Origin of the sequence: Pseudomonas protegens, assembly GCF_003732485.1 — a bacterium.
GTDB lineage: Bacteria > Pseudomonadota > Gammaproteobacteria > Pseudomonadales > Pseudomonadaceae > Aquipseudomonas > Aquipseudomonas protegens_B.
Genome location: NZ_MOAK01000051.1, coordinates 30,490 through 33,842 on the forward strand (window position 1 = coordinate 30,490; position 3,353 = coordinate 33,842).

2 protein-coding genes are annotated in these 3,353 nt (G+C 64.0%); one reads left to right on the forward strand and one right to left on the reverse strand.

The window, feature by feature from the left end:
• Positions 1-1,434, forward strand: a 1,434-nt coding sequence (locus BLX41_RS12685; protein ID WP_259744787.1) for a SulP family inorganic anion transporter, incomplete at its 5' end; no start/stop codon positions are given.
• A 146-nt stretch (positions 1,435-1,580) separates the two neighbouring features.
• On the opposite strand, the gene BLX41_RS12690 is transcribed toward BLX41_RS12685, so the two are convergent.
• Positions 1,581-3,353 (reverse strand): bifunctional aconitate hydratase 2/2-methylisocitrate dehydratase (locus tag BLX41_RS12690; RefSeq protein ID WP_259744789.1); only part of this gene is annotated, 1,773 nt, incomplete at its 5' end.

The following is a 3,353-nucleotide window of genomic DNA, read 5'->3' on the forward strand; positions in this document are numbered from 1 at the left end:
ACCTTGTCCCTGGCTGAGGGCGACGTGCAACTGCGCCTGAACCTGGCTTTTGCCCTGGTGCTGCTGACCGGGGTCTTCTTCCTCCTGGCGGGGCTGTTTCGCCTCGGTGGCGTCACTGCGTTCATCGCCAAACCGGTGCTGTGGGGCTTCGCCTTCGGCCTGGCCGTGACCATCATCCTCAAGCAATTCGCCACCATCGTGGGGGTGCACCTGAGCACCGGCAACCTGGTGCGCTTTCTGCCCCAGTTGCTGGAGCAGTGGCCGCAGTGGAACTGGGCCGGTGCGGCGGTGGCGGCATTGGCCTTGCTGGTGCTGGCGATCTGTTCGCGGATTCCCTATGTGCCCGGTGGGCTGGTGGCGGTGGTGGTCGGCATCGGCGCCGGGCAATGGCTCGACCTGCCGGCTCAGGGTGTGGCCCTGATCGGGGTGATCGAACTCAAGCTGCAGGTGCCGAGCCTGCCGGACCTGCCCTTTGCCGACTGGCTGCGCCTGGGAGAGCTGGCGTTTGCCCTGGTGATGATCCTGTATGCCGAGTCCTATGGCTCCATCAGCTCTCTGGCGCTCAAGCACGGTGACCGGGTGTCGTCCAACCGCGACCTGCTGGCCCTGGGGGCGGCCAATCTGCTCTCCGGCCTGTTTCATGGCATGCCGGCCGGCGCCGGTTACTCGGCCACGTCCGCCAACGAGGCGGCCGGGGCCCGCTCGCGGCTTGCCGGGCTGACCGCGGCCGCGGTGATGCTGATCATCGTCCTGACGGTGCTGCCCTATATCGCCCTGACCCCGGAGCCGGTGCTGGCGGCGATCGTCATCTATGCCCTGGGCCATGGCCTGAGCCTGCAGCCGCTGGGGCGCTATTTCATCTGGCGCAGGGATCGTTTGCTGGTGATCTGTGCGGTCACCGCCGTGCTGGTGCTGGGGGTGCTCGATGGCCTGCTGCTCTCGGTGGGGGTGAGCATTCTGTTGATGCTGCGCCAGCTGTCGGCGGCGGATATCCAGATCCTCGGTCAATTGGGCAGCGGCCACGACTTTGTCGACCTCAGCCGCCATCCTCAAGCGCGGCAAGTGCCGGGGGTGCTGATCCTGCGTCCGGGGGAGGCGCTGTTCTTCGCCAACGCCGAGCGCATCCTGGGCGGCGCCTTGCGCCTGATCCGGCACGTGCAGACGCCGATTCACAGCGTCATCCTCAGCCTGGAGGAGTCGCCGAATCTGGACGGCACCAGCATCGAGGCCCTGGACGAGTTCTTCCGCCAAGTCAGCCTGGAACACAAGCACCTGGCCCTGGCCCGACTCAAGCACAGGGCCAAGGATGCCCTGGCGGCCTTGCCGTCGAGTCGTCGTTATCAAGTGTTGCTCAGCGGGACCAGCGTCGACGATACGCTGCAGGAAAGCCTGCAGAGCTGGAGCGGTCGGGCTCAGGCCGGGCTCTGGCATTGACTCTTGGCGCTTGGGCGTACCACGCCTGGCCTCAGGCGCCGGGCCCCACGGCGAAATAGCGGGCAGGGGAATCACCCAAGGCTGCAGGCATAAAAAAACGCCGCGTATCGTGGAATACGCGGCGTTCTTTTTACAACGCTACAACCTTAGGCTTGCACCACCGGGATGTTGGCGTTGGCGGCCGCTTCACGGAACTCGGCGATCTGGTCGAAGCTCAGGTAGCGGTATACGTCCGCTGCCATGCTGTCGATCTTGCCGGCGTATTCCATGTACTCCTCGACGGTCGGCAGGCGACCCAGGATCGAAGCCACCGACGCCAGCTCGGCCGAAGCCAGGTAGACGTTGGCGCCATCGCCCAGACGGTTCGGGAAGTTACGGGTCGAGGTCGACACCACAGTCGAGTTCGGCTCAACGCGGGCCTGGTTACCCATGCACAGCGAGCAGCCCGGCATTTCCATGCGTGCGCCGGCCTTGCCGTAGATGCCGTAGTAGCCTTCTTCGGTCAGTTGGTGAGCGTCCATCTTGGTCGGCGGCGACAGCCACAGACGGGTTGGCAGCTGACCCTTGACCTGATCCAGCAGCTTGCCGGCCGCACGGAAGTGACCGATGTTGGTCATGCACGAACCGATGAACACTTCGTCGATCTTCTCGCCAGCAACGCTGGACAGCAGACGGGCGTCGTCCGGATCGTTCGGCGCGCAGAGCACAGGTTCGCTGATATCGGCCAGGTCGATTTCGATGACTTCGGCGTATTCGGCGTCGGCGTCGGCTTCCATCAACTCAGGGTTGGCGATCCAGGCTTCCATCGCTTGAGCGCGACGTTCCAGGGTACGTGCATCACCGTAGCCTTCGCCGATCATCCAGCGCAGCAGGGTGATGTTGGACTGCAGGTACTCGGTGATCGACTCTTTCGACAGCTTGATGGTGCAACCGGCAGCCGAACGTTCGGCCGAGGCGTCGGACAGTTCGAACGCCTGTTCCAGGGTCAGACCTTCCAGGCCTTCGATTTCCAGGATGCGGCCGGAGAAGGCGTTTTTCTTGCCTTTCTTCTCGACGGTCAGCAGGCCCTTCTGGATGGCGAAGTAAGGAATGGCATGCACCAGGTCACGCAGGGTGATGCCAGGTTTCATTTTGCCTTTGAAGCGCACCAGGATCGATTCCGGCATGTCCAGCGGCATGACGCCAGTGGCGGCGGCGAACGCCACCAGGCCGGAACCGGCCGGGAACGAGATGCCCATCGGGAAGCGGGTGTGGGAGTCGCCACCGGTACCGACGGTGTCTGGCAGCAGCATGCGGTTCAGCCACGAGTGGATGATGCCGTCGCCCGGACGCAGGGAAACGCCGCCGCGGGTCATGATGAAGTCAGGCAGGGTGTGGTGGGTGGTCACGTCGATCGGCTTTGGATACGCCGCGGTGTGGCAGAAGGACTGCATCACCAGATCAGCCGAGAAGCCCAGGCACGCCAGGTCTTTGAGTTCGTCACGGGTCATTGGACCGGTGGTGTCCTGGGAACCCACGGTGGTCATCTTCGGTTCGCAGTAGGTGCCAGGACGAACGCCTTTGCCTTCTGCCAGACCGCAGGCCTTGCCGACCATTTTCTGCGCCAGGGTGAAGCCCTTGGTGCTTTCAATGGGGGCTTCGGGCTTCTTGAACAGGTCGAACGCAGGCAGACCCAGTTCGGCGCGCGCCTTCTCGGTCAGGCCACGGCCGATGATCAGCGGAATACGGCCGCCGGCACGGACTTCGTCCAGCAGTACCGGGGTCTTCATTTCGAAGGTGGCCAGGACTTCGTCGGTGCCGTGCTTGCAGACTTTGCCAGCGTGCGGGTACAGGTCGATCACGTCGCCCATGTTCATCTTCGACACGTCGAATTCGATCGGCAGGGCGCCGGCGTCTTCCATGGTGTTGTAGAAGATCGG